At 70.5% G+C, this 23022-nt stretch carries 21 protein-coding genes; 14 read left to right on the plus strand and 7 right to left on the minus strand.

What is annotated here, in order from left to right:
• Nucleotides 1–9: 9 nt before the first annotated feature.
• The 4 genes from eutC to A6048_RS17125 form a co-directional block, all read right to left on the minus strand.
• Nucleotides 10–774 carry an ethanolamine ammonia-lyase subunit EutC gene (gene eutC, locus A6048_RS17110; protein ID WP_107747022.1) on the minus strand — a complete coding sequence of 255 codons (765 nt, stop codon included), beginning with the start codon at nt 772–774 and terminating at the stop codon, nt 10–12.
• Nucleotides 771–2183, minus strand: coding sequence for an ethanolamine ammonia-lyase subunit EutB (locus A6048_RS17115; RefSeq protein ID WP_107747023.1), 1413 nt, complete (start codon nt 2181–2183; stop codon nt 771–773). Before A6048_RS17115 ends, eutC begins: the two co-directional genes overlap by 4 nt.
• Complete coding sequence (eat, locus tag A6048_RS17120; RefSeq protein ID WP_107747024.1) at nt 2180–3619, minus strand: ethanolamine permease; 1440 nt, start codon at nt 3617–3619, stop codon at nt 2180–2182. Before eat ends, A6048_RS17115 begins: the two co-directional genes overlap by 4 nt.
• Before the next feature lie 174 nt (nt 3620–3793).
• The gene (locus A6048_RS17125; protein ID WP_107747025.1) at nt 3794–4321 is read right to left on the minus strand and encodes a bifunctional adenosylcobinamide kinase/adenosylcobinamide-phosphate guanylyltransferase; all 528 of its coding nucleotides are present in this window, start codon (nt 4319–4321) and stop codon (nt 3794–3796) included.
• 149 nt (nt 4322–4470) lie between these two features.
• Between A6048_RS17125 and A6048_RS17130 the strand changes: the two genes are divergently transcribed.
• Complete coding sequence (locus A6048_RS17130; protein ID WP_107747026.1) at nt 4471–5673, plus strand: oxidoreductase; 1203 nt, start codon at nt 4471–4473, stop codon at nt 5671–5673.
• A gap of 118 nt (nt 5674–5791) precedes the next feature.
• Here A6048_RS17130 and A6048_RS17135 read toward each other — a convergent pair whose 3' ends face one another.
• Nucleotides 5792–6469, minus strand: a complete 678-nt coding sequence (locus tag A6048_RS17135; protein WP_107747027.1) for a TetR/AcrR family transcriptional regulator — start codon at nt 6467–6469, stop codon at nt 5792–5794.
• A 78-nt stretch (nt 6470–6547) separates the two neighbouring features.
• Here A6048_RS17135 and A6048_RS17140 point away from each other — a divergent pair, with 78 nt between their 5' ends.
• From A6048_RS17140 to A6048_RS17165, 6 genes are all read left to right on the plus strand, one after another.
• Nucleotides 6548–7156 carry a GNAT family N-acetyltransferase gene (locus A6048_RS17140; protein WP_107747028.1) on the plus strand — a complete coding sequence of 203 codons (609 nt, stop codon included), beginning with the start codon at nt 6548–6550 and terminating at the stop codon, nt 7154–7156.
• Nucleotides 7149–7709 carry a GNAT family N-acetyltransferase gene (locus A6048_RS17145; RefSeq protein ID WP_107747029.1) on the plus strand — a complete coding sequence of 187 codons (561 nt, stop codon included), beginning with the start codon at nt 7149–7151 and terminating at the stop codon, nt 7707–7709. The genes A6048_RS17140 and A6048_RS17145 overlap by 8 nt, the downstream gene beginning before the upstream one ends.
• Nucleotides 7710–7806: 97 nt before the next feature.
• Nucleotides 7807–8469 carry a hypothetical protein gene (locus tag A6048_RS17150; RefSeq protein ID WP_108835181.1) on the plus strand — a complete coding sequence of 221 codons (663 nt, stop codon included), beginning with the start codon at nt 7807–7809 and terminating at the stop codon, nt 8467–8469.
• A gap of 138 nt (nt 8470–8607) precedes the next feature.
• Complete coding sequence (locus A6048_RS17155; protein WP_211310053.1) at nt 8608–10209, plus strand: PepSY-associated TM helix domain-containing protein; 1602 nt, start codon at nt 8608–8610, stop codon at nt 10207–10209.
• A gap of 35 nt (nt 10210–10244) precedes the next feature.
• Nucleotides 10245–11621 carry a TrkH family potassium uptake protein gene (locus A6048_RS17160; protein WP_107747031.1) on the plus strand — a complete coding sequence of 459 codons (1377 nt, stop codon included), beginning with the start codon at nt 10245–10247 and terminating at the stop codon, nt 11619–11621.
• Nucleotides 11614–12294, plus strand: coding sequence for a potassium channel family protein (locus A6048_RS17165; protein WP_200837336.1), 681 nt, complete (start codon nt 11614–11616; stop codon nt 12292–12294). The genes A6048_RS17160 and A6048_RS17165 overlap by 8 nt, the downstream gene beginning before the upstream one ends.
• On the opposite strand, the gene A6048_RS17170 is transcribed toward A6048_RS17165, so the two are convergent.
• A complete protein-coding gene (locus A6048_RS17170; protein WP_107747033.1) occupies nt 12230–13678 on the minus strand; it encodes an APC family permease in 1449 nt (482 codons plus the stop codon). The two genes, A6048_RS17165 and A6048_RS17170, sit on opposite strands and share 65 nt — an antisense overlap.
• Nucleotides 13679–13865: 187 nt before the next feature.
• Here A6048_RS17170 and A6048_RS17175 point away from each other — a divergent pair, with 187 nt between their 5' ends.
• The 3 genes from A6048_RS17175 to A6048_RS17185 all read left to right on the plus strand — a co-directional run bounded on the left by A6048_RS17175 (nt 13866) and on the right by A6048_RS17185 (nt 16296).
• A complete protein-coding gene (locus A6048_RS17175; protein WP_107747034.1) occupies nt 13866–14363 on the plus strand; it encodes a beta-class carbonic anhydrase in 498 nt (165 codons plus the stop codon).
• Between the two features lie 172 nt (nt 14364–14535).
• A complete protein-coding gene (locus tag A6048_RS17180; RefSeq protein ID WP_107747035.1) occupies nt 14536–15348 on the plus strand; it encodes an adenylate/guanylate cyclase domain-containing protein in 813 nt (270 codons plus the stop codon).
• A gap of 159 nt (nt 15349–15507) precedes the next feature.
• Nucleotides 15508–16296 (plus strand): SDR family NAD(P)-dependent oxidoreductase, encoded by a 789-nt coding sequence (locus A6048_RS17185; RefSeq protein ID WP_107747036.1) that lies wholly within the window; start codon nt 15508–15510, stop codon nt 16294–16296.
• Here the strand turns inward: A6048_RS17185 and A6048_RS17190 are convergent.
• Entirely contained in the window at nt 16262–16900 is a 639-nt protein-coding gene (locus tag A6048_RS17190; protein ID WP_107747037.1) for a TetR-like C-terminal domain-containing protein, read from the minus strand. The two genes, A6048_RS17185 and A6048_RS17190, sit on opposite strands and share 35 nt — an antisense overlap.
• Nucleotides 16901–16951: 51 nt before the next feature.
• On the opposite strand from A6048_RS17190, the gene A6048_RS17195 reads away from it, so the two are divergent.
• The 4 genes from A6048_RS17195 to A6048_RS17210 all read left to right on the plus strand — a co-directional run bounded on the left by A6048_RS17195 (nt 16952) and on the right by A6048_RS17210 (nt 22864).
• Nucleotides 16952–18067 carry an Rv3169 family protein gene (locus tag A6048_RS17195; protein WP_107747038.1) on the plus strand — a complete coding sequence of 372 codons (1116 nt, stop codon included), beginning with the start codon at nt 16952–16954 and terminating at the stop codon, nt 18065–18067.
• Between the two features lie 88 nt (nt 18068–18155).
• Nucleotides 18156–19154 carry a TIGR03617 family F420-dependent LLM class oxidoreductase gene (locus tag A6048_RS17200; protein ID WP_107747039.1) on the plus strand — a complete coding sequence of 333 codons (999 nt, stop codon included), beginning with the start codon at nt 18156–18158 and terminating at the stop codon, nt 19152–19154.
• A complete protein-coding gene (locus A6048_RS17205) occupies nt 19151–21700 on the plus strand; it encodes a PEP/pyruvate-binding domain-containing protein (RefSeq protein WP_107747040.1) in 2550 nt (849 codons plus the stop codon). Before A6048_RS17200 ends, A6048_RS17205 begins: the two co-directional genes overlap by 4 nt.
• A 321-nt stretch (nt 21701–22021) precedes the next feature.
• Nucleotides 22022–22864 carry a mycofactocin-coupled SDR family oxidoreductase gene (locus A6048_RS17210; protein ID WP_107747041.1) on the plus strand — a complete coding sequence of 281 codons (843 nt, stop codon included), beginning with the start codon at nt 22022–22024 and terminating at the stop codon, nt 22862–22864.
• The last annotated feature ends 158 nt before the right edge of the window (nt 22865–23022 follow it).

Genomic DNA, 23022 nt, shown 5'->3' on the forward strand with positions numbered 1-23022 from the left:
GCCCGGGCGCTACTCGATCGTCAGCGCGTCCGAGGCGTCCACCTCGACCGCCCGCGAGGTGTCCTTCAACGCCACCCCGGACGCGCCGAGCGCTCGGGCACCCGCGATGAGCCGGGCGACGACGTGGGCGGACCGGGCGTAGCCCAGCCCGTCCGGCGGGTGGATGTTGGAGATGCAGTTGCGGCCGGCGTCGGAGGTGCCCGGAGCGGGCAGGTGGGTCAGGTAGATCCCCAGACTGTCGGCGACCGACAGTCCCGGACGCTCGCCGATGATCACCACGACCGTGCGCACTCCCATCGCCTGCGCGAGATGATCGCCCAGCGCCACCCGCGCCTCGGTCGCGATCACCGGTGGAGCGATCGAGTACAGCTCGGACAGCTCGGTCACCAACGCGTCGAGGAGCCCGGCGCCGTGGTCCATCAGTGCCCGGGGCGAGAGCCCGGCGGCCAGAACGAGGCCCACATCGAACTCCCCCGTGGTGATCGGGGACAGGTCGTGCGGCACTCTGCCCAGGTCCGGCCGCCGCAGGTATTCCGCTCGCGAGGAAGCCTGCGAGGTGACCACGGCGGGCGCGCCGATGCCGACCTCCCCCACCTGCGCGGCGAGAGCGTCGACGTCCAGCGGCATGTGCACCGCATCGCGTGCGGCGGCGTGGGCCGACCGGAACTCCAGAACGCGGCGGGTGGGCAGCGAGTCGCCGGTGCGGCCCAGCCCGATGCGCGCCTGGGTGCTGCGGCGCAGCTCGTCCCAGAAGGACGGCTCGATCCCGCTCATCGCGTCCCCGTCAGTGCGCGGAGCGGCGATCCGGTCGCGTCGACGTCCAGGATCCGGCCGTGCGCGTCGACCATCCCCAGTCGGTCGAGCCAGGCCGCGAACTCGGGAGCCGGGGTCAGTCCCAACACCTGCCTGACGTACAGCACGTCGTGGAAACTCAGGCTCTGGTAGCCCAGCATCACGTCGTCGGCGCCGGGGACCGCGATGACGAACGCGGCGCCCGCCGCCCCGAGGAGCGTGAGCAGGGTGTCCATGTCGTCCTGGTCGGCCTCGGCGTGGTTGGTGTAGCAGACGTCCACACCCATCGGCAGCCCGAGGAGCTTGGCGCAGAAGTGGTCCTCGAGCCCGGCGCGGATGATCTGCTTACCGTCGAAGAGGTACTCGGGTCCGATGAACCCGACGACGGTGTTGACCAGGAGCGGCTCAAGGTCCCGGCACACCGCGTACGCCCTGGCCTCGAGGGTCTGCTGGTCGACGGGCCGGCCGCCCGTCCCCAGGTGTGCGCCCGCGCTCAACGCGGAACCCTGGCCGGTCTCCAGGTACATCACGTTGTCGCCCACGGTGCCGCGGTGCAGCGAGCGGCCCGCCTCGTTGGCCTCGCGGAGCAGCTTCAGGGTCACACCGAAACCGGAGTTGGCCCCCTCGGTACCGGCGACCGACTGGAACACCAGGTCAACCGGTGCCCCCTTCTCGATCAGTTCCATCGTCGTGGTGACGTGCGAGAGGACGCAGGACTGCGTGGGGATCTCGAAACGCTGCCGGATCTCGTCGAGCAGGTACAGCAGGTCCGACGTGGCGTGCGGGGAGTCCGTCGCCGGGTTGACGCCGATCACCGCATCGCCGGAGCCCAGGAGCAGACCGTCGAGGGTGGCCGCGGCGATGCCCCGCGGATCGTCGGTCGGGTGATTGGGCTGCAGGCGCGTGGCGAGCGTGCCCGGCAACCCCACGGTGGTGCGGAACGCGGAGGTCACCCGGACCGCGCGGGCCACGGAGATCAGGTCCTGGTTGCGCATCAGCTTGCTCACCGCCGCCACCATCTCGGGGGTCAGACCCGCGGCGACGGCCTCCAACGTCGCGGCCGCCCCGGGCGAGGCAGCGACCTCGAGCAGCCAGTCGCGCAGGCCACCCACGGTGAGGTGGGCCAGCGGGGCGAAGGCGGCGCGATCGTGCGAGTCGACGATGAGGCGGGAGACCTCGTCGGTCTCGTACGGCACCAGCAGGTCCTCGAGGAAGGTCTCGAGCTGGACGTCGGCGAGCGCCCACTGCGCGGCGGCCCGTTCGGCATCGGACGACGCCGCGCACCCGGCCAGTTCGTCCCCCGATCGTTGGGGCGACGCCTTGGCCATCAGTTCGACGAGGCCGTCGAACTGATAGGTCGTTCCCGAGACCTGCTGGGTGTACGTCCTCATTCGAGCTCTGCTTCCGCTCTGGCCAGGGCGGCGAACTCCTCGTCCGGGGAGTTGGCGACGAGGTGGTGCCGACTGTAGATACCGAAGTACAGCATGAACGCACCGAACACCACCAGGCACCAGAGCGCGGCCGTGCTGTTGACGAGGAAGGTGGCCACCACGGCCAGTGCGGCGATGACGAGCGCGAAACCGGTGGTCACGACACCACCCGGGGTGCGGTACGGGCGCTCCATGTCCGGCTCTCTGCGGCGCAGCACGATGTGGCTGACCATCATCAGGACGTAGCTGAGCGCCGCGCCGAACACCGCCATGTTGAGCAGCATGTCGCCCTGTCCGGTGAGCGAGAGCAGGAACCCGATGACACCCGGGACGATGAGGGCGAGGGTCGGCGCCTTGCGCGAGTTGGTGACGGACAGCGTCGTGGGCAGGTAGCCGGCGCGGGAGAGCGCGAACAGCTGACGGGAGTAGGCGTACATGATCGAGAAGAAGCTGGCGACGAGTCCGGCGAGCCCGATGTAGTTGACGACCTTCGCGGCCGTCCCGTCTCCGAGCGCCTCGACCAGCGGGTTGCCCGAGGACTGGATGGCATCTGCTCCGCCGGCCCCGGTGGCCAGAACCAGGACGGCGGTCGCGGTGACGAGCAGGACGCCCATCGCCGCGATGATGCCGCGGGGGACGTTCCTGGACGGGTCCTTCGCCTCCTCGGCGGCCAGCGGCACACCCTCGATGGCGAGGAAGAACCAGATCGCGAACGGAACGGCGGCCCAGATCCCGATGACGCCGAACGGCAGGAAGCTCGAGGCACCGGCGGCGTCGGTCGGAGCGATGTTGGTGAGGTTGGACGCCTCGAACTGACCCGCCGCGGCCACCGCGAAGATGATGAGTCCGACGAGCGCGATCGCGGTGATGACGAACATGACCTTGAGCGCCTCACCTGCACCGGACAGGTGGATGCCGATGAAGATCGCGTACACGGCGAGGTAGATCCACCAGCCGTCGGTGATGCCGAACAGGTTCAGGGATTCCACGTACGCGCCGATGAACGTCGCGATGGCCGCGGGCGCGATGGCGTACTCGATGAGGATGGCCGTCCCGGTGGCGAACCCACCCCACGGTCCCAACGCCCGCCGCGCGAAGGTGTAACCGCCGCCCGCGGCCGGGAGCGCCGAGGACATCTCGGCCATGCCCAGCACCATGGCCAGATACATGGCGGCGATGATCACGGCCGCGATGAGCAGGCCACCGAACCCGCCCTGTTCCAGACCGAAGTTCCACCCGGAGTAGTCGCCGGAGATCACGTAGCTCACGCCGAGACCCGCGAGCAGCACCCACCCCGCGGTGCCCTTCTTCAACTGGCGCCTGGCCAGGTAGTCGCTGCCCTCGACGTGCGACTGGGTGCCGTCGTGATGGCTGCTGATCGATTCTGTGGCGGACATGCGCGGCCTCTCTCGAAGCAAGATCGACGGATGTCGCGCGGGGTGCGCGGACCGGATCAACGTAGGTCCGCGGTGTAAGCACGGGGTCGACGCACTGTGACGGCCTGGTTACGGCGGTTCCGGGCTGCTACCGGCTGTGCCACCGAGACTCTCCGACGTCCGGGGCGGGGCGGGTCACAGTCGCAGCACCCGACCACACACGACGAGGTGCACCTCGTCGCACGCCTCGGCGACACCTTGATTGGCCGAGCCCAGGAGGTCGCGGAACACCCCGCCGGAGCGATGGGGCGGCACGACCCCGTAGCCGACCTCGTTGGTCACCAGCACCACGTCGTCGTCGTGTTCCCACAGTGCCTCACGGATCGCGGCGACGTGCTGGTCCACCAGCCTGTGTGCGGCGTCCATCGGCGCATCCCACAGCTCCGCGCGGTCCAGGACGGCGGTGACCCAGGTACCGAGGCAGTCGACGAGCACCGGCCCGGAGGCGTCCCCGAGCGCCGACGCGAGGTCCACGGTCTCGACCGTGTCCCACCGCGTGGGCCGGTGGGCGCGGTGGTGCGCGACCCGGATCTCCCAGTCGGGGTCACTGCCGTCCGCCACCGGTCCGGGTGCGACAAAGGTGACGCGGTCGCGACCCGCCAGCAGGCCGGCGGCGTGTCTCGACTTGCCGGAACGTACGCCCCCGGTGACCAGGACTCTCATCACCCCAGCGTAGGACCCGGTGGAGTCGGTTGGGCGGAACGCTTTCCACTACGGGTCGGACTTCTCTACTATTGACAGTTGTCAAGTGATAGCGGCACGGGCGTGGGCCTGGCGGGCCGCCGTCACCGGAGAAGAAGAGGTCGCAAGAGATGACGCCATCGGTCACCACCACTCGTGAGGCGCTGTTCCGCCCTCTCGAGGTCAGGTCCATGCAGCTGGCCAACCGCCTGGTCATGTCGCCTATGACGCGCATGGGCTGCCCGGACGCCCTGCCCGACGAGGTGAACCGCGACTACTACGCGTCCCGTGCCGCCGGCGGTACCGGGTTGATCGTCACGGAGGGGATCGGTGTCGACCATCCGACCTCGGTGGACCACGCCTGGATCCCCCGCCTCGACGGTCCCGAGTCCGTGGCCGCCTGGCGGCAGGTCACCGACGCGGTCCACTCGGCCGGGGGCCGCATCCTCGCGCAGTTGTGGCACGTCGGCCCGCTCTGGGGCGCCAACGCCCGCTTCGACCGGGCCAATCGGGACCGGCTCATGGGGATGCACCCGATGCGACCGTCGGGCCTGTGGGGCACCCCGGGCGTCACCACGTACTCCGAGCGGAGCATCGCCCGTTGGGCACCGGAGGTCGCGCCGATGACCGAAGGCGAGATCGCCGAGGTGATCGACGCGTTCTCCCGTTCCGCCCGATTGGCGATGGAGGCCGGGTTCGACGGCGTGACCCTCCACGGCGGACACGGGTACCTCCTCGACTCGTTCGTCTGGGCCGACACCAACCGGCGCACCGACGCCTGGGGCGGCGACCTGGCAGCGCGCAGCCGGTTCCCCGCCGCGGTGGTCGCGGGGGTCCGCGCGGCGATCGGAGCCGACGCCCCGCTCTTCTACCGCTTCTCGCAGCACACGCAGCAGGACTACACGGCCAGGAAGGCCACCACGCCTGACGAGCTGGGCGTGTACCTGGGCGCACTCGCCGAGGCGGGGGTGGACCTGTTCGACGCCTCAACGAGGCGCTTCGACGACCCGGCCTTTCCCGACCTGGAGGGCGACGACGGCGAGTTGTCGCTGGCCGGTTGGGCCCGCAGACTTACCGGGCTGCCGACGGGCGCAGTGGGCGGGGTGGGGATCGGGGCCTCGCTCCGCGAACAGAAGTCCGGGAAGCCGGCCCACACCGCGGACAACATCGATGCCGTGGTGGACTGCCTGGAGGCCGGACAGTTCGATCTCATCTCGGTGGGGCGGCTCCACCTGGCGGATCCGGCGATCGCCACCGTCCTGCGCACCGGCGCCCCGTTGCCGGAGTTCGTCCGCGAGGTCCACGAGATGCCGCTGCGCAGCCCCGAAGGCTGACCCGACCCGCGAATCGGGGCGCGCCCCGGGTCGGGAGTTCGGGGCGGGAACTCGGGCGCGAGTCGACTCGGGAGTAGGGGCGGGAGCAGGGTCTGGAGCAGGGTCCGCGGTGGCACGGTCATGGCCGATCGCGCGGACCGCCTTGCCCTCGATCGGCGGCCAGCCGCTCGATCCCGTCATGCATCAGATCCAGGGCGGTCCCGAAGACGACCGCGGGGTCGATCCCGCGATAGTCGTCCAGGAGTGCGGTGGTCAGCGGATAGTCCTCGGCGGCCAGGGCCTCGATCTCCCCCGCGGTGGCGTCGTCCACGGGAGCGACCATCCCCAGGGCCTCCGCGGTGGCCAGGCCGAGGACAGTTCCGTACCAGCCCACGGTCACTGACACGACCTGCGACAGGGGGACCCCGGCGCTCAGCATCGCGGCGTGCACCGCCTCGGTCGTGGTGTAGTCGGCCGAGCCGGTGTGCGTGAATCTCTGGAGCAACGGAAAGGTCTGGGGATACGTCCCGGCCAGAGTGCGGTACTGCTCGGCCACGTGCCGAAGGGCCGGCCGCCAGGGCGAGCCGGGCGGGGCGGGTCGCACCTGACCGTCGAGCCACGACGCCATGGCCCGGGTCAGGCCCTGCTTGGACCCGAAGTGGTAGGCCACCGACATCGCGTCGCACCCTGCCGCGCGACCGACACCGCGCATGCTGAAGGCGTCAGGACCGCCCTCCTCGAGAACGCCGATCGCGGCCTCGACGATCGAGGCGGGGGACAACCCCCTCGGTCCACGTCCGACCTGGCGCTTCGCCATCAGTCCCCCAATTTCGGGCCGACGGGCCCTGCAGACATTTTCTACATTGTAGAATAGCGCCGAGTCGAGGAGGCAGACATGGTGGAGGTCAGGCCGGCGGTGGCATCCGATGCACCGGCCATCGGGCAGATGCTGGGGGAGGCGTTCGGTGACGATCCGGCGTGGGCGCTGTTCTTCCCCGACGGGGCCTCCAGGCCGACACACCTGGCCGCCCACTACCGCCACTACGTACGTCGACACCCGGACCGGGTCGACGTGGCCGTGGAGGACGGGCAGACGTTGGGGGCGCTGCTGTGGGAACCTCCCCACCGCGACGCGGGACGGTGGGCGCGGTGGGGCGAGAAGGCCGCCGCGGTTCTCCGCCTGCTGATCTCACCCACCGCGAGGCGCGGGAGAGCCCACACCCGCGCGGTCGAGGCACACCGGCCGTCGGAGCCACACTGGTATTTCCACGACATCGCCACCGGACCGCGGGCTCGCGGGAAAGGGATCGGGTCGGCCCTCCTGCGCCACCGCCTGGACATCATCGATCGAGGTGCGTCGGAGCCGGTGTTCCTCGAGGCGACCACCCCGGGGAGCCGCCGACTGTACGAGCGGTTCGGCTTCCTCCCCGTGGGCACCGTGCCCACGGGGCCCGGACAGGAGTCCACGGCGATGATCCGTCCGGCGGGTGCCGGCCGTGAGTGACCCCCGCCTGGCCTCCGCCGACGATCTCGCCCCCGCCGCAGAGACCCTGGCCCAGGCGTTCGCGCACTACCCCTGGACGCGTCACGTCATCCCCGTGGAGGGGTACGACGAGCGCCTGCTCGCTCTGCAACACCTTTACCTGGCGCACGCTCACCAGAACGGGATCGTCGCCGTCACCAGGGATCGCGACGGGGTGATCGCGCTCCTACCCCCGGACGCGCCGGAGCCCGACGACGCAGCCGTCGAGCAGATCGTGGCCCTCCACGGTGACCGGATAGACAGGCTGTCGCACGGGGCGGCGCCGCACGACGGCTGGACCCTGGAAACCCTCGGAGTGCGTCCCGCCGCGCAGGGCCGACGCCTCGGGAGCGCCCTCCTCGGCTTCGCTCTCGACGAGGCGGGACGACGAGGCGCCCGCACGGTGCGACTGGAGACCTCGGACGAGCGGAACGTGCGACTGTACGAGCGACACGGCTTCCACGTGTCCGGACGCCGCGACCACCCGGAAGGGCCACCCGTCTGGCTTATGGAGCTCGATACCCGCACCACCTGACCGCACACCCACCGCTGCCGGGGGCGCCGACGGCCTGTCGAGGGGCTCACGACGGGGCGGCGGAGCGGTGACGACGCGGTGACGTAGTTTCTACGTCGTGACCAGGTACTGCGACCCGATGGCGCAGTGGCGCGCGGTGGCGGTGGTGCTCGCGTCCGTGCTCACCGCCACGGTCGCGCACACGGCTGCCGGGGGCGGGGTGCCCGGTCCGGGCGGATGGGCCGTCGTGTTCCTGTGCCTGATCCCGGTCGCTGCGCTCGCCCGCGGCCGGACGGGTCGGGGGGCACCGGGACTGGCGGTGGCGGGGCTCCTGGGCCAGGCGGTCGGTCACGTCGCCTTGTCCGTCGTCACGCTCGGCCCCATCACCGGGCAACCCGGACTCTCAGTCCACCACTCACCCTCGTCCGGCCACCCCACGGTGGCCACCGCCGGACACGGGCTCGGCCATGGTCACGGTGCCCCACCCCTGCCCCCGGGCACGGGATGGGGGGTCACCTCCGACGCCCTGGCCCATCCGGCGCACATGGAACCGGCGATGGTGGTCGCCCACCTCGTCGGGGCGGCACTGACCGCCATGCTGGTGGCCGCTGCCGCCGAGGGGTTGCGCCGGGTGGCTGCGCGACTGATCCTGCTGGTCCGGGCCCTGTTCATGCCGAGGACCCCGTTTCCGGGTACTCCCACGGCCGCCCGCGTCACCGCCCCGGCCACGGTGCGACTGCTGACCCAGCGGTCGCTACGCGGACCCCCACTTCCGGCCTGATCCACCACACCCGCTCCCCCGGGCCATCGCCCGGCGCCAGGTGGGTGTGCGAGTCCTTCTCTCATTTCGAACGGCCCCCCGGCGGTCGCGCACGAGCGCACCGGCGGCGCCGGGCCGTGGATCAGGAGTGCCCTAACCATGACCACCACGACCAGACATTCCCGCGACGAGGACGAGGACGGCGGTGTCGCGACGGCGACTCCGACGCCCCTCACCTCAGACTCCCCAGCCGACACCCGCACGGCCGACATCACTACAGCCGGCATCCACACGGCCGGCGCCAACACAGCTGACGCCGACACCTCCGACATCCGCGGCCCCGTGAGGCAACTCTTCCTCCGGCTGCACTTCTACGTCGGACTGCTCGTCGGCCCGTTCCTGCTCGTCGCTGCGGTGTCGGGCTTCTTCTACGCGCTGGCACCGACGATCGAGAAGGTGGTCTACACCGACCAGCTGACCGCCGCCTCGGCCGCGCAGAACGTCCCGCTGCCCCAACAGATCGCCACCGCCCGCAACGCGCATCCCGATCTTCCGGTGTCGAGGATCGTGCCCGGGAGCGACGGCGCCACCACACGGGTGCTCTTCGGGGACGGGTCACTACCGTCGGAATCGCACTCCCGGGTGGTCTTCGTGGACCCCTCCGACGGCGCGATCCGCGGCGACACCGTCCAGTACGGTTCCGGTCAGGCCCTTCCCCTGCGCACCTGGCTGTCCGGGGTCCACCGCAGTCTGCACCTCGGCGAGGCGGGCCGCCTGTACTCCGAGTTGGCCGCCAGCTGGCTCGCTCCCCTGGCCCTGGCCGGGCTGTACCTGTGGTGGGGCCGCACCCGCCGGGCCCGCACCTCGGTGCTGAAGTCGACGCCCGGGCTCACGGGCCGGGCGCGCCAACGCTCCCGCCATGCAGTCCTGGGGACCTGGGCACTATTGGGCATGCTCGTCCTGTCGGCGACCGGTCTGACCTGGTCGGCCCATGCCGGACAACGGGTCTCCGACCTCCGTACCGCCATGGGCTGGACCACGCCCACCCTGTCAGCTCACACCCCCGAGCCGACCCGACCCGGCTCGCCCCCCGACCCGGCCGCGGAGGGACACGAGGGGCACGGCTCTCACACCGCCGACCACGGCACCGGCACGAGCGCGGGCACGGGTGCGGGCGTGGGCGTGGGAGCTGACACGGACGCCGCCTGGACCCCGGACGGTGCCCGGGTCGCCCTGGCCGGCGCGGGTGCCGCCGGACTGACGGAGCCGGTTCAGCTCACGCCACCCGCCGGGGACGGCGGCCCCTGGCGGGTCCAGGAGGTCCGGCGCTCCTGGACCCCCGGCCCCGACGCCGTCAGCATCGACGCCGCAACGGGGGCGGTCGTGCAGTCGATACCGTTCTCCAGCTACCCCGCTGCCGCCAGACTCACCGACTGGGGGATCCGGTTCCACATGGGGTTCCTGTTCGGTCTGGCCAACCAGCTCCTGCTGGCGGCCGTGGCCGCGGCGATCGTCGTCGTCACCATCCGGGGATACGCCATGTGGTGGATGAGGCGACCCACCCGCACCCGAGGCCTGGCCCGGCCCCCCGTACGTGGTGCCGTGCTCGAACTGCTGCGCCGCCGCCCGGTGGGAACCCTGGTCGGGGTGACCGTCGTCGCGGCGATCGGGTGGGCCGTCCCGCTCCTGGGGATCTCGTTGGCCGCCTTCCTCGTCCTGGACGCGTTCCTGGGCCTCATCGCGCGACGCGCACGCGGCTGACAACGGGGCAGACCGCTGGGGTTACCCTCACTCCCATGGTGTCCAGGAGCGCGGGCGTCCTCTCGTCGGGCGCGCAGGCGATCCGTGCGTTTTCCTACAGCTCACCGGCCCGGTCCGCTCTCGTGGCCTTCGGCTCCGCGATCGCCCTGTTCACCGCACTGCTGATGATGCCGTGGGCCACGTCCTCCGGCGCCTCACCGCAGCTGCACGACGCGGTCTTCACGGCCACGTCGGCGGTGTCGGTCACGGGCCTGACGTCGGTCGACACCGCCGCCCACTGGTCGACGGCAGGGCAGGTGGTCATCCTGGCGGCCATCCAGGTCGGCGGCCTGGGCATCGTGACCATCTCGTCTCTGCTGGCGCTCTCGGTCACCCGACAGTTCGGGGTGCGCACCCGTCTGCTGGCCCAGACGGGCACGTCGGCGGGCGGGCTGGGTGAGGTCAGGTCGCTGATCAAGACCATCGTCATCTCGTCCGCCGTGGTCGAGCTGGTCATCGCCCTGATCCTCGCTCCGCGCCTGATCGCCCAGCAGGGGTCGGTGGGGGACGGGATCTGGCACGCCGTCTTCTACGCCGTGTCCGCGTTCAACAACGCCGGATTCGTCCTCCACCCCGACGGCCTGGCGGCGGTGGCCCACGACCCTGTGGTCTTCTGGGCTCTGATCTGCGCCGTGTTCCTGGGCAGTCTCGGCTTCCCCGTCCTGCTGGTCCTGTGGAAACACCAGTGGCACCTGGGCCGGTGGAATCTCCACACCCGCCTGACCGTCGAGTTCAGCGTGCTGCTGATGCTGGCCGGAGCTCTCGGGTTCGCGGTGTTGGAGTGGAGCAACGTCGCGACCCTCGGTGGGGAGAGTGTCGCGGACAAGCTCCAGAACTCCCTGTTCGCCTCGGTGATGATGCGGTCCGGGGGCTTCGCCATCATCGAGCCCTCCGACACCAGGTCGTCGACCATGTTCATCACCGACGCGCTGATGTTCGTCGGCGGCGGTTCGGTGTCGACCGCCGGCGGGGTCAAGGTGACCACCCTCGCCGTTATCTTCCTCGCCTTCCTCGCCGAGGCACGAGGACAGGAGGACACCACCGCACACGGGCGTGCACTCCCCACGTCCTCGGTCCGGATCGCCGTCTCCGTCGCCGGAATGGGACTGACGCTCGTGTCGGCCTCCACGCTCGCGTTGATGATCCTCACCGGCGAGGACCTCGAACGCACCCTCTTCGAGTCCATCTCCGCGTTCGCCACCTGCGGTTTGAGTACCGGCCTCAGCGCCGAACTGGAGCCGTCTGGGGTGTACCTTTTGTCCGGAATGATGTTCGCGGGACGTGTCGGCATCATCACCTTCGCCACCGCGCTCACGATGCGAGCCCAGCGCACCAGATTCCGCCTACCCACAGAGAGGCCGATCATTGGCTGACCGTAACCGCCGCCAGTCCCCGGTGCTCATCGTCGGACTGGGTCGTTTCGGCGTCTCCCTGGCCACCCAGCTGGTCTCGCAGGGTCGCGAGGTGCTCGCGGTGGAACGGGATCACGCGCTCGTGCAGAAGTACGCCGACTCCCTGACACACGTGGTGGAGGCGGATGCCTCCGATATCGAGGCACTCCAGCAACTCGGCGCTCAGGACTTCTCCACCGCCGTCGTGGGCGTAGGCACCTCGATCGAATCGTCCGTCCTGGTGGCCGTAAACCTGGTCGACCTGGGCGTGGAGCACGTGTGGGCCAAGGCGATCAACAAGGCCCACGGCAAGATCCTCACCCGGATCGGGTGTCACCACGTCGTGTTCCCCGAGCACGACGCCGGTGTCCGAGTGGCGCACCTGGTCGCCAACCAGATGATGGACTTCATCAAGTTCGACGACAACTTTGCGATCGCCAGGATGCTTCCCCCGAGGGACGTGATCGGTCGCACCATCGACCAGTGCCGCCCCCGCAGTCGTCACAAGGTCAACATCGTGGGGATCAAGCCGCCGGGCCAACCGTTCCACTACGCGGAGCCGGAGACCTCCATCGGTCCGGAGGACGTCATCATCGTCTCCGGTCACGTCCGGGACCTCGAGCGTTTCGCCGACCACTCCGACCGGAAGCGATAGCTCCGGCGACCCGCTGCACCAGCCACAGTCCGCCGCCCACGAGCAGCAGCACCCCCGCCAGCCGGTAGTCCGCATCCGCCCGCCCGGACAGCGGCGAGACGAGGAAGCCGCAGGTCAGCAGTCCCAGAACCGGAACCACGGTCGGGGCCCGGAAGTGCGCGTGCTCCACCGGCTGCCGGCGCAGGACCAGAACCGCGAGGTTGGTGATCGTGAACACCGCCAGCAGCAGCAGCGAGGTGGTTCCGCCGAGGGCGGTGAGGTCGGCCAAGGCGACGAGCCCGGCCGCGAGCACGGTGGTGAACAAGATGGCCACCCACGGAGTACGCCTCCCGGGTAGGACGCGGCCGAGCGCCCGCGGAACCACCTGCTCGTGGGCCATCCCGTACACCAGCCGGGACGCCATGAGCATGTTGATGAGGGCCGAATTGGCCACGGCGGCCATGGTGATGAACGCGAAGATCCAGATCGGGAACGCGGGCGCGCCCGTCGCCACCACCGTGAGCAGCGGGGTCTCCCCCTCACCGAGCTCCTCCGGGCTCACCAGGGCCACCGCCGAGATCGCGACGAGGATGTAGATCAGGCCCGTCAGCGCCAGACCCGCGAACATGACCTTCGGGAAGATCCGCACCGGGTCCTTGGTCTCCTCCGCCATGTTGACCGAATCTTCGAATCCGACCATGGCGAAGAAGGCCAGGGCGGTGGCGGCTGTGACCGACCGGACCGGACTCTCACCTGAGGCGGTGTCGAACTCCGTGACGCGGGAGAGGTCTCCCTGGCCGTGTCCGATCGCCCACGCCCCGATCCCGATGACGATCAGGAGACCCGTGAGCTCGATGGCCGTGAGCACCACGTTGAGGCGGACCGATTCGGAGACGCCGCGGAGGTTGACGACCGCGACCGCGGTGATGAACGCCAGGGCGATCCCGATCAGTGGCCAGGTCCGCGACATCAGGTCGAGCCCGACCGCCTCGTTGAGGTTCCCGGCAAAGGCGAGAGCGGCCGAGGACGCCGAGGTCAGACCTGAGGCCATGACGGCGAACGCCACGAGGAAGGTCAGGATCTGCACCCGGAACGCGCGGTGCGCGTACACGGCGGCGCCGCCGGCCTTCGGGTACTTGGTGACCAACTCCAGGTAGCTCGTGGCGGTGAGGACCGCGACGGCGAACGCGATGAGGAACGCCAGCCACGCCGCACCCCCGACCTCCTCGGCGACTTTGCCCGTGAGGGCGTAGATCCCGGTACCGAGGATGTCCCCGACGATGAACAGCAGGAGCAGCCCCGGCCCGATCACACGCTTGAGTGCCGGCGGCCGAAGAGCGCGCGCCGGCGGGGCAAGGCCGGGGTCTCCCGCGTCCCGGCCCGGGGTGGACGGGGTGGTCGTCATGGGTACCTCCCGCACGTCCGAGGGTCGTCGCCGACCCGGTCAGCATCCCACCGAACAGGCGCAGCGGGAGCAACTCCGGGAATGGTCGGAGCCCACCGTGCCGACGAACCGTCGTCGGCGAACCGGGCCGCCGGATTCACAGCCAGGAAGGCTGGTTACGGCGCGGATCCGGGACTAGATTGCGGCCATGACAGTCACCGACGAGTTCCTCGAGGCCGCCCGGGCCTATCAGTCCGACTTCGACAAGGGCGACCTGCCCATGCCGCCCGGCCGCAAGATCGCCGTGGTGGCGTGCATGGACGCCCGCCTCAACCCGTACGGACTTCTGGGGCTGTCCGAGGGTGATGCGCACGTGATCCGCAACGCCGGAGGAGTGGTCACCGACGACGTCCTACGCTCCCTCACGATCAGCCAAAGGCTCCTGGGCACCGAGGAGATCGTGCTGATCCACCACACCGACTGCGGAATGCTCACGTTCCGGGACGACGACTTCAAGGATCAGATCCAGGCCGACACGGGTCTGCGTCCACGGTGGTCCCCGGAGGCGTTCGGCGAGGTGGAGGCTGATGTCCGCCAGTCGCTCGCGCGAGTCGAGGCGGACCCGTTCCTCCTGCACGGCACCGCCGTCCGCGGCTTCATCTACGATGTGGCCACCGGGGAGCTGCGTGAGGTCACCCGGGGGTAGCCTGCTGCCGGAAGGGAAAGACACCGAATAGCTATAACCTGCCCCGGATCCGGATCCTCGGTGGCCCCCCTGCGAGCAGACCTACTCCCCCACCGTCGCCCGATTCACGATCCGGCGCGTGGAGCTGCCGGTGGTGCGCTGATTCCCGGGGCTGTCCGGCTACCCTCTGAGCATGTCGAACCCTCGGTGGGAGCGGGCGCGCGCGTCCGCCGCCCGAATCGCAGCGGGCGCCCGCGATGTCAACAGGCACCCCTCCGCGGTGGAGGCGCTGCGCCGCGCCCGGCGGGCCCTCCCCGGCGATTCGGGGTTCGGCGATCCGCTCTCCGCCGCCGGCCGGGACAGCGCGGGGACGATCGCTCGGGTGGCCGGCCGACTGTTCGACGAGCAGCCCACCGCCTCGCGCGAACTGTCCCTGGGCGGGTTGCAGGTATGGCACGCCCTGACGCAACGGTCAGGCCGAGGCGGCAGCGGGACCGAGGTGACCATCGTGTTTACCGACCTGGTCGGCTTCTCCAACTGGGCCATGCGGGTCGGTGACGAGGATGCACTACGGCTGCTGAGGGAGGTCGCCTCGGCCACCGAGCCCGAGGTGCGCGCTCACCGCGGCCACGTGGTCAAGCGCCTCGGCGACGGGCTCATGGCCGTCTTCCCGTCGCCCCAGCTCGCCTTTGATGCGGTCGTGGCCTGCTCCGCCGGGCTCGACCGGGTGGAGGTCGCCGGCATGCGGCCCCGGATCCGTGCCGGCATCCACACCGGGACCCCGCGCATGATCGGCGGCGACTACCTCGGCGTGGACGTCAACATCGCCGCCAGGCTGGCGGAGAAGGCGGGCACGGACGAGATCCTCGTCAGCGAGACGACCCTCCCCGGGCTTGATGCCTCCAGGGTGTCGACGCGCCGCAAGAGGAGCTTCCGGCTCACCAAGGCCAAGGGGATCCCCGACGAGGTCGCCGTCTACACCGCGGTCCCCCGCCAGGGTTGGTGACCGTCTCGCCACGGCACCCTCCACCGTCCGGCCACCGAGCGCACCACCGGACCGGGGCTCAACACGAAGGAAGGGTGGGCTGCCAGGCCCCTTCCGCCCGGAAGTCTAGTAGAACTTGTGTCAGAAACCTGACGTAAGAAACTGACTTAGAGGTGGCACATGGGAACTCTGGACGGGCGCGTAGCCGTGGTGACGGGGGCCGGGATGGGCATCGGTCGCGGGATCGCCGGAGCACTCGCCCGCGAGGGCGCGTCGGTGGTGGTGGCCGAGATCAACGAGGCCGCCGGCATGGACACCGCGCAGTGGCTGCGGGACGAGTGGGGCGCGCAGGCCGAGTTCGTGCGCACCGATGTCACCGTCAAGGAGCAGGTCCTGGGCATGGTGGACACCGCCACCGACCGCTTCGGTCGCCTGGACATCCTGGTCAACAACGCCTGGCGGGGGTCGGGCTTCGCCCGCCTGGAGAACATGACCGACGAGAAGCTGCGGGCGGGCTTCGACATGGCCGTGATGGCCGCGTTCTGGGCCATGCAGGCGGCGCTCCCGGTGTTGGAGAAGCGTGGCACCGGGCGCGTGATCAACCTGTGTTCACTCAACGGTGTCAACGCCCACATGTACTCGGTGCAGTACAACGCGGCCAAGGAGGCGTTGCGGACCCTGACCCGGACCGCCGCCCGCGAGTGGGCGCCTCGGCAGGTGTGCTGCAACGTCATCTGTCCCGGTGCGCAGAGCGAGGCGTACCGGCGGGTGGCCGAGGCCAACCCGGAGATGGCGGAAGGGCTGGCGGCGGCCAACCCGATGGGCCGGGTGGGTGACCCGCTGGAGGACATCGGCCCGGTGGCCGCGTTCCTCGCCGGCGACGCCAGCCGATACCTGACCGGTAACACGTTGTTCGTCGACGGCGGCTCGCACATCAACGGCGTGCAGTGGGCGCCTCAGGTGGAGTAGACCAGCGGCCGGTGATCATCTCGGTCATCTCGTCCACCCACGCCTCGTCGAGGGCGGCGTCCCTGCGGACCAGGATGCGGAAGATCGCGGTCCCGGCGACCACCTCGGCCAGCATGGGCAGCTGGTCGCCGCCGCGGCGCCCCTGCCCGAACCGGGTCTCGAACGCGGTCAGGTTCCCGGCCAACCGGGCGATCATCTGGTCGTGGACCTCGGGGTCGGCGACCGTGTCGGCGATCAGGCCCGGCAGCGCCACCCGCACCTCGGGCCTGTCGAACATGTCCCGGATCGTCTCGACCAGCACTCTGATGTCACTGCGGAGGTCGCCGGAGCCGTCCGGCACGCCGATCGCCTGCGCGTCCAGGACGGCCTCGTGGACGAGCTGCGCCTTACCCGACCACCGCCGGTAGATGGCGGCGGTGGTGGTCCCGGCGCGCGCGGCGATCGCCGAGAGGGACAGCGCCGGATAGCCGGTCTCGAGGATCAACTCCCGGGTGGCGGTGATCACCGCGGCGTCGATCCGCCCGTCGCGCGGACGCCCGACACCAGACCTCCCCCCGGCGGACTTCGCCGATCTCCCGCCAACCTCGTGGCCATCTGCTGTCATGAACCCACCATAGTTCCAATGCAATGCGCATCGTATTACAGGGAGAGCTCCGTGACACTCAGCCCACTCGACGAGTACCCGATCCATCAGACGCACGCGCCGGTGACCTGGCCGGCGACGTCCGACCGGAACTTCTACGACCGGTCGTACTTCAACGTGCTCGACCGCGAGGGCCGCTTCATGGCGCTGACCGGGATCGGCTACTACCCGCGCCTGGGCGTCAAGGACGCCTACTTCGTGGTCCGCCGGGGTGACACGCAGACCGCGGTGCACCTCAGCGACGCGATCGACGACGACCGCCTCAACCCCAACGTCGGCGGCTACCGCCTCGAGGTGATCGAGCCACTGCAGGAGCTCCGCCTGACGCTGGAGCCGACCGAGGGCATCTCCGCCGACCTCACCTGGCGTGGGTCGTTCCCCTCCGCCATGGAGGAGCCGCACTCGATGCTCACCGACCGGCGGGTCACGCTCCAGGCGAGCCGCTTCGCGCAGGTCGGATCCTGGGAGGGGTGGATCGAGGTCGACGACGAGCGGATGGAGGTCACGCACTCCTCGTCGGTCGCCAGCCGGGACCGCTCATGGGGCATCCGCCCGGTCGGTGAGGCCGAGCCGGCCGGGCGGCCCGACACCGCGTTCCGGGGGATGTGGTGGCTCTACCTGCCGCTGGCCTTCGACGACTACCAGCTGTTCCTGATCATGCAGGAGGACCCTGACGGCTACCGCACCCTCTACGACTGCACACGTCGCTGGCGGGACGGCCGCGTCGAGCAGCTCGACGGGGTGCGCGTGACCGTGGACTATCGCGCGGGCACGAGGATCCCCCGGGGCGTCCACGTGGACTTCATGAACCGCAAGGGCGACACGATCCACCTGGACGTGGAGTCCAAGCTGTTCGCACCCATCGCCTTCGGTTCCGGATACGGCGGCGACTCCTCGTGGGCGCACGGCAGCTGGAAGGGCGAGGGGTTCACCGAGCGCGTGAGCTTCGACCTCACCGACCCCGACGTGATGGCCGGGGCGGCGTTCAGTCTCATCGACCACGTCGGCCGCGCCGTGTGCACGGAGGCCGACGGCACCACCCGCGAGGGCGCGGGACTGTTCGAGCACGGCGTGATCGGACCGCACCACCCGTCGGGCTTCACCGACTGGACCGACGGCGCGCGGTGACCGCCCCGGCGAACGCCCCCAGGCATCCGGCGAGCTCCTTCACGCACCCAGTGAGCACCCTCAGGCATCCGGCGAGAGGCATCAGCAGATGAAGATCATGACGGCGCTGTTCGGTCCCACCGACGTGGTCCACCGCGCGGAGGCGCTCAGGGAGGCCGGCGCGTCCGGCGTGTTCACCTTCGAGGGACCTCACGATGTGTTCACCCCCCTGGTGCTGGCCTCGCAGGTCACCGGGCTGGACGTGATGTCCAACGTCGCGATCGGGTTCCCCCGCAACCCCATCCAGCTGGCCCACCAGGCCAACGACCTGCAGTTGCTCAGCGAGGGTCGGTTCGTCCTGGGGTTGGGCACGCAGGTGCGGGCGCAGATCGAGAAGCGCTACGGGGCCGAGTTCGATCGCCCCGTCGAGCGGATGAAGGAGCTGGTGGGGGCGCTGCGGGCCATCTTCGCCACCTGGGAGACCGGTGAGCGCCTGGACTTCCGCGGCGAGTACTACCGGCACACCCTCATGACCCCCACCTTCGTCCCCGGGCCCAACCCGTACGGTCCGCCGCCCATCTACCTCGGGGCGCTCGGACCGCGGCTGACCCGGGCCACCGCGGAGGTGGCCGACGGCCTGCTGGTGATGCCGTTCGGGTCGAAGAAGTTCCTGCACGAGAAGACGATGCCGGCCGTTCGGGCCGGGCTGGCCGCCGCCGGGCGCGGCGAGGACGACTTCGAGGTGGTTCCCGAGGTGATCGTGTCCGTGGCCACCGGGGCCGATGACGACCACTTGTCGACGCGTCGCCTGCTGGCGTTCTACGGCTCCACGCCGGCGTACAAGCCCGTGCTCGACGCCCACGGGTGGGGCGACCTCCAGCCGGAGCTGAACACCATGTCCAAGCAGGGCCGCTGGCAGGAGATGACGTCGTTGATCAGCGACGACATCCTGCACACCATCGCCGCGTGTGGCACCCCGGCGGAGGTGGCCGCGCACATCCGCGACCGCGTCGACGGGGTGTCGGACCGTCTCTGTCTCTATCAGACGGGCCCCATCGCCACCGAGGCGCTGGCCGAGATCGTCGACGCGCTGGGTGGCGACCGATGACGCCGCGGGGCGCCGGTGCACACGGGGCCACTCCCCACAGTGCCAATCCCCACGTTGTCGAGTTCGACGAGGTCGCCGACGACCGCTACGGCGGGAAGGCCGCGGGCCTGGCCGAACTCCGGCGCCTCGGCCTGGACGTCCCCCCGGGGTTCGTCATCGCGGACGCGTCCGAGGACCTCGTCGTCGTGGACCTCTCCCGGTGGTTCGACCGCATGGCCGCCGCGGGCGCCACACCGGTGGCCGTGAGGTCCTCGGCGGCCGGGGAGGACGGCGAGGACCACTCGTTCGCCGGCCAGTACGACACCGTGCTGGGCGTGGACTCCCCCGACGCCTTCGCCGACGCCGTGCGCACGTGCGCGGCGTCGGTGAACTCCGGCCGCGCGTCGTCATACCGCGCGGAGCCGGCGGCCACCGCGACGGCCGGCACCGGGTCCGACACCACGGCCGCGAACACGGCCACGGACACCGCCCCGCCGCCCATGCACCTGGTGGTGCAGCAGATGGTGGACGCGCGCGCCGCCGGCGTGGTGTTCACCGCGGACCCGACCACCGGCCGGCGTGACCTCATGGTGATCGACGCCGTCGCCGGTCTGGGTGAGGCGCTCGTCGACGGATCGGCGTCCCCGGACCACCTCGTCCTGGATTCCGTCGGCGAGGTGGCCGTCCGGGAGTACGACGACGACGAGGGCGTCCTGTCCCCGGAGGACATCGCCGCCATCCGGTCGGGCGCCCTGCGCGCGGAGCAGCACTGGGGCCGGCCGATGGACCTCGAGTGGGCGATCGACCGGGCCGGCACGCTCTGGTGGCTGCAGGCACGGCCCATCACCACCCTGCCCGCCGACCTGGGCGAGATGGACTCCACCCTCGCGGGCCCGGACCACGTCTACACGCGCTGCAACATCGGCGAGATGATGCCGGGGGCGTTCTGTCCCCTCACGGCGTCGGTCTCGGGGTTCGCGATCGACTACGCCATGCAGAAGATCCAGGTGGTGGCTCGCGCCCAGCCGAGCTACGAGCAGCCGTGGCTGCAGGTGGGCTACTTCTCCGGGCACATGTTCCTCAACCTCACCGAGGGGACGGCGCTGAGCTCGGGGATCGTGGGCAACTCCCTGGAGCAGTTCTCCACCTCGATCTGCGGGCGGGTGGTCGAGGAGCTGGTGCCCAAGCCGCCCAAGCCGTTCCTGCGCAGGCTCAGCAACACCATCCGGCTCTCCTCCCACGCGCTGTCGGCGGGCCCGGCGATCCGGCGGCTGGAGGGGCAGATCGCCGGCTGGCGGGTCCCTACCAGCGAGGACCCGCGGCTGGTGATGGAGCAGTTGGAGGCCGGGGTCGAGCAGTACTGCGACGTCACGCTGACCCATGTGCGGTCGTCCTCCCGCGCCGCGGTCGCCGCCAACATCCTCGAGAGTGTCCTGATGAAGCAGGCGGTCAAGGCCGGCCGCGGCGAGGACTCCGGCCGCACCGACGCGGCGAGGCTCATGGCCGGCGCCTCCGATGTGGAGAGCGCGATCATGCTGGAGCAGCTGGACGCGGTGGTCCGCGCCATCGCGGCCGACCCCCCGGCCGCCGAGGAGTTCCTCGCCGCGGATCCAGGCGTCGCGGTCACCACCCTGCGGGCCTCGGACCGTGCCGCGGGCGAGCAACTGCGCGCGTTCCTGGCTCGTCATGGTCACCGCGGCTACCGCGAGCTGTGCATGCGCGATCCCTCCTGGGCCGAGGATCCGGAGGGGCTCGGGGCCATGATGCAGGTGATGGTGCGATCGGCGCAGGCGGCGGGTGATGGCGTGCGGGCGGCGGGTGACCGCGGACCGGGCCCGGCGCACCCGGGCGCGGGTTCGAATGCTGACGCCGATGCGGGCGTGGACGAGCCCAGCTCCCCCGCCATCCGCCTGCTCGCCCGATTCGCGCAGGAGGGGGCCCGCGGGCGCGAGGAGACCAAGGCCAAGATGGCGCTGATGGCGCACGCGCTCAAGCGGGGTTATCGCCACCTCGGTGAGGTGCTGGCCGCAGCCGGGCGACTGCCCGATGCGGACCTGGTGTTCTTCTTCGACCGTGCGGAACTTGCCCGGATCGTCGGGACGGGCGAGATCGGCGATCTTATCCAGAGCGCGCAGAAGCGCCGGGAGGCGCTGGCGTTCCAGGACGTGCTGGAGTTCCCCGACGTCTCGGCCGGCCGGCCGGTCCCCCTGATCGCCCGGCCCCCGCGCGAGGCGGCGGGTGGCGAGATCATCGGCCGGCCGGCGAGCCGCGGGTCGGTGGAGGGCGTGGTGCGCGTGGCGCGGTCCATCGTCGACGCCCGCGAGGTGCAGCCGGGAGAGATCCTGGTCGCGCCCGTCACGGACGTGGGTTGGACCCCCTACTTCACGGTGATCTCGGCACTCGTCACCGACATCGGCAGTTCGGTCTCCCACGGGGCCGTGGTCGCGCGGGAGTACGGCCTGCCCTGCGTGGTCAACACCATCGTCGCCACCCAGACGCTCAGAACCGGCGACCGGGTCCGCGTGGACGGGGACCGGGGGGTGGTGACGCGGCTCGACCAGGACTGACCCCTGCTCCGTGTCTCGCCGCCACCTGTGCGAGTCCTGCGCGTGCCGAGGCTGTTCGACCGCGCACTTGGCCAGAACGACTGTGCGCCCTAGGAGGTCATGCCACACTGCAGAAGAGCGACGAGCGCCGTAGATCGGGACTCCCGTGAGCTCCGATTCGGCGCCCGACAGCCTCGGCCGCATCCCCTCCCCCTCCCCCGACGCGGTTTCCCTCCCCGCTCATCGGTTCGAGGCCCTCGCCACCGTGGTGATCGCCGCTGCGACCAGACGTGCCGGCCCTCACCGATACCCCACGACTTCTCAAACGAGAGGACCCAGATCATGGCAGGAAAACTGGACGGCAAGGTCGCCTTCATCACCGGAGCGGCGCGAGGACAGGGGCGCAGCCACGCGGTGCGGCTCGCCGAGGACGGCGCGGACATCATCGCCGTCGACATCTGCGCACCGATCGCCTCACTCGAGGGGTTCTATGACCTGCCGACGCAGGAGGACCTTGACGAGACCGTGCGCCTGGTCGAGGCGCAGGGGCGCCGTATCGTCGCCCGCGTCGCGGACGTCCGGGACCTGCCGGCACTCACCGACGCGGTATCGGCCGGGGTCGCTGAACTGGGGAGCGTCGACATCATCGTGGCCAACGCCGGCATCTTCACCTTCGGGCAGGAGACCCACAAGATCGAGCAACAGTCCTGGAACGACATCCAGGACATCAACCTCACCGGCGTCTGGCACACCTACGCGGCGGCAGCCGAGCACCTCCTCGCCGCCGGCCCGGGCGGCTCGGTCATCATCATCTCCTCGCTAGCCGGCTTCAAGGGCCTGGCGAACGTGGCCGCGTACACCGCTGCCAAGCACGGCATCGTCGGACTGATGAAGGTCCTGGCCAACGAGCTCGGCCCGCACGGCATCAGAGTCAACACGATCCACCCCAACTCCATCGACACCCCGATGGTCAAGAACTCCAAGACGTACGGGCTCTTCCGACCGGACCTGGACGACCCGCAGGCGGAGGATGCCGAAGACGCCTTTGCCGGCCTCAACCCCATGGGCAAGGCCTGGATCGAGTCGATCCACGTGTCCAACGCCGTCGCCTGGTTGGCCTCGGACGAGGCCTACTACGTCTCGGGCGGGGAGATCCCGGTCGACGGAGGCGCGTCGGTCCACTGACCGCTTGAGTCGGACGTACTGCAGTCCGCGCATCCTGCAATGTCCCCGGGGGACGTTCCGGCGCCCTTCGCGCCGGACGTGGTGTATCCGGGATCTACCCGGAGTACCGATCCGGTCGCCCGCGCGTCCGAGCGTAGATCGCGCTCACCCTGAGGCCC

The organism is Dietzia psychralcaliphila (assembly GCF_003096095.1).
Taxonomy (GTDB): Bacteria; Actinomycetota; Actinomycetes; order Mycobacteriales; family Mycobacteriaceae; genus Dietzia; species Dietzia psychralcaliphila.

Bases quoted from the DNA above. Each gene is read 5' to 3' on its own strand.
- eutC (WP_107747022.1), bottom strand. From the start codon at position 774: ATGAGCGGGATCGAGCCGTCCTTCTGGGACGAGCTGCGCCGCAGCACC.
- A6048_RS17115 (WP_107747023.1), bottom strand. From the start codon at position 2,183: ATGAGGACGTACACCCAGCAGGTCTCGGGAACGACCTATCAGTTCGAC.
- eat (WP_107747024.1), bottom strand. From the start codon at position 3,619: ATGTCCGCCACAGAATCGATCAGCAGCCATCACGACGGCACCCAGTCG.
- A6048_RS17125 (WP_107747025.1), bottom strand. From the start codon at position 4,321: ATGAGAGTCCTGGTCACCGGGGGCGTACGTTCCGGCAAGTCGAGACAC.
- A6048_RS17130 (WP_107747026.1), top strand. From the start codon at position 4,471: ATGACGCCATCGGTCACCACCACTCGTGAGGCGCTGTTCCGCCCTCTC.
- A6048_RS17135 (WP_107747027.1), bottom strand. From the start codon at position 6,469: ATGGCGAAGCGCCAGGTCGGACGTGGACCGAGGGGGTTGTCCCCCGCC.
- A6048_RS17140 (WP_107747028.1), top strand. From the start codon at position 6,548: ATGGTGGAGGTCAGGCCGGCGGTGGCATCCGATGCACCGGCCATCGGG.
- A6048_RS17155 (WP_211310053.1), top strand. From the start codon at position 8,608: ATGACCACCACGACCAGACATTCCCGCGACGAGGACGAGGACGGCGGT.
- A6048_RS17160 (WP_107747031.1), top strand. From the start codon at position 10,245: ATGGTGTCCAGGAGCGCGGGCGTCCTCTCGTCGGGCGCGCAGGCGATC.
- A6048_RS17170 (WP_107747033.1), bottom strand. From the start codon at position 13,678: ATGACGACCACCCCGTCCACCCCGGGCCGGGACGCGGGAGACCCCGGC.
- A6048_RS17175 (WP_107747034.1), top strand. From the start codon at position 13,866: ATGACAGTCACCGACGAGTTCCTCGAGGCCGCCCGGGCCTATCAGTCC.
- A6048_RS17180 (WP_107747035.1), top strand. From the start codon at position 14,536: ATGTCGAACCCTCGGTGGGAGCGGGCGCGCGCGTCCGCCGCCCGAATC.
- A6048_RS17185 (WP_107747036.1), top strand. From the start codon at position 15,508: ATGGGAACTCTGGACGGGCGCGTAGCCGTGGTGACGGGGGCCGGGATG.
- A6048_RS17190 (WP_107747037.1), bottom strand. From the start codon at position 16,900: ATGACAGCAGATGGCCACGAGGTTGGCGGGAGATCGGCGAAGTCCGCC.
- A6048_RS17200 (WP_107747039.1), top strand. From the start codon at position 18,156: ATGAAGATCATGACGGCGCTGTTCGGTCCCACCGACGTGGTCCACCGC.
- A6048_RS17205 (WP_107747040.1), top strand. From the start codon at position 19,151: ATGACGCCGCGGGGCGCCGGTGCACACGGGGCCACTCCCCACAGTGCC.
- A6048_RS17210 (WP_107747041.1), top strand. From the start codon at position 22,022: ATGGCAGGAAAACTGGACGGCAAGGTCGCCTTCATCACCGGAGCGGCG.